Genomic DNA, 2,016 nt, shown 5'->3' with positions numbered 1-2,016 from the left:
GAGCTCGGCTCCGACGCCTTCGTCTACGGCTCCCTCAAGGGCGACGCCGCCGACGTCGACCTCTCCGCCGGCGACACCAACCAGGTCATCGTGCGCATCGACCCGCGCGGTGTGCCGGACAAGGGCGACGTCATCAACGTCGCCATCCAGGCCGGCCACTCGCACGTGTTCTCCGCCACCACGGGCGAGCGCCTCGGCTGAACCGACGCCTGACGGCGGGCCCGGCCACCTAGGCCGGGGCCCGCTCCCCCGGCTCGCCGGGGAACGGTGACATCCTCGGGGTGTGTTGCTCGGGGTAGACAATGTCTACTCCGAGCAACACACCCCGCAGGCCTTTCACGACTCCGCCCCCGGCGGAACCCGCCTGCCCGGCCGCCCGGCCGGCCCAGCGCAGAATGGTGCCCATGCCCCAGCAGAACCTCCAGATCACCGCGGTGGCGCCCGACCCCACTCTGCTGGACCTCCCGTGGGACGTCCCCCTGGCCGAGTGGCCCGACGAGGTCCTCGCCGCGCTGCCCCAGGGCATCTCGCGGCACGTGGTCCGGTTCGTCAACCACGGCGGCCGGGTCCTGGCCATCAAGGAGATCGGCGAGACCGTCGCCTACCGCGAGTACGCCCTGCTGCGGCAGCTGCACCGCATCGAGGTGCCCTCCGTGGTGCCCGTGGGCGTCATCACGGGCCGGAGCGCGCCCGACGGCGAGCGGCTCGAGGCCGTGCTCATCACCGAGCACCTGCCGTTCTCGCTGCCGTACCGCGCCCTGTTCAGCCAGGACCTGCGCCCCGATACCGCCACGCGCCTCATCGACGCCCTCGCGGTGCTCCTGGTGCGCCTGCACCTCGTGGGCTTCTACTGGGGCGACGTGTCGCTGTCCAACACCCTGTTCCGGCGCGACGCCGAGACCTTCGCGGCCTACCTGGTGGACGCCGAGACCGGCGACATGCACCGGCAGCTCACCGACGGCCAGCGCAACTACGACGTCGACCTGGCACGCACCAACATCATCGGCGAGCTGATGGACCTCGCGGCGGGCGAGCTGCTCGACGAGGACGTCGACGAGGTGTCCATCGGCGACGCCCTCGTGGAGCGCTACCAGGAGCTGTGGGCCGCCCTGACCATCTCCGAGGCGTTCGACCAGGAGGAGCGCTGGCGGGTGGCCGCGCGCATCGAACGGCTCAACGACCTGGGCTTCGACGTGGGCGAGCTGGAGATCACCACGGACATCGACGGCACCAAGGTCCGCATCCAGCCCAAGGTGGTCGACGCCGGGCACCACTCGCGCCGGCTGCTGCGCCTGACGGGCCTGGACGTCCAGGAGAACCAGGCGCGCCGCATGCTCAACGACCTGGACAGCTTCCGGGCCGCGACCGACCGGCAGAACGACCAGGAGCAGATCGTGGCGCACGCCTGGGTCCGCCAGGTCTTCCGCCCCACGATCGACGCCGTGCCCAAGGAGATGCGACGCAAGCTGGAGCCCGCGCAGCTCTTCCACGAGATCCTCGACCACCGCTGGTTCATCTCGCAGCAGGCGCAGCGGGACATCCCCCTGCCTGAGGCCGCCAAGTCCTACGTCGAGAACGTGCTGCGGCACCGCCCCGACGAGGACGCCCTGCTCGGCCTCGCACCGGGCGAGGCCGAGCAGCAGGCTTAGGGCCTAGCTCGCATCCGTGCGCTGCTTGGCCACCTCGTAGAGCGTGATACCCGCCGCCACGGCGGCGTTCAGCGACTCGGTCGTGGCCGCGATCGGGATCGACAGCACGGCGTCGCACGCGTCGCGCACGAGGCGCGACAGGCCCTTGCCCTCCGAGCCGACGACCAGCACCAGCGGGTCGTTCGCATACGCGAGCTCGCCCACCGGCATGTCGCCGCCGGCGTCGAGGCCCACCACGAAGCAGCCGGACTTCTTCAGCTCGGCCAGCTCACGGGCCAGGTTGGTCGCACGTGCGACCGGCACGCGCGCGGCCGCGCCCGCGGACACCTTCCAGGCCGACGCCGTCACGCCCGCCGCGCGCCGCTCC

At 71.7% G+C, this 2,016-nt stretch carries 2 protein-coding genes and 1 pseudogene; 2 read left to right on the top strand and 1 reads right to left on the bottom strand.

Going from position 1 to position 2,016, the window contains the following annotated elements:
* A pseudogene (locus PROKR_RS02310) lies at nucleotides 1-201 on the top strand (sugar ABC transporter ATP-binding protein); the annotation flags it as partial.
* 203 nt (nucleotides 202-404) lie between these two features.
* Nucleotides 405-1,649, top strand: coding sequence for a DUF4032 domain-containing protein (locus PROKR_RS02305; protein WP_020017978.1), 1,245 nt, complete (start codon nucleotides 405-407; stop codon nucleotides 1,647-1,649).
* Nucleotides 1,650-1,652: 3 nt separating this feature from the next.
* Here PROKR_RS02305 and PROKR_RS02300 read toward each other — a convergent pair.
* Nucleotides 1,653-2,016 (bottom strand): TrmH family RNA methyltransferase (locus PROKR_RS02300; RefSeq protein ID WP_036959306.1); only part of this gene is annotated, 364 nt, incomplete at its 5' end.

The sequence above is a fragment of the Promicromonospora kroppenstedtii DSM 19349 genome (assembly GCF_000515355.1).
Lineage (GTDB): Bacteria > Actinomycetota > Actinomycetes > Actinomycetales > Cellulomonadaceae > Promicromonospora > Promicromonospora kroppenstedtii.
This window is presented reverse-complemented; position numbering and strand designations above follow the sequence as displayed.

Excerpts from the sequence above, each read along its gene's own strand:
- PROKR_RS02305 (WP_020017978.1), top strand. The coding sequence starts at position 405 with ATGCCCCAGCAGAACCTCCAGATCACCGCGGTGGCGCCCGACCCCACT.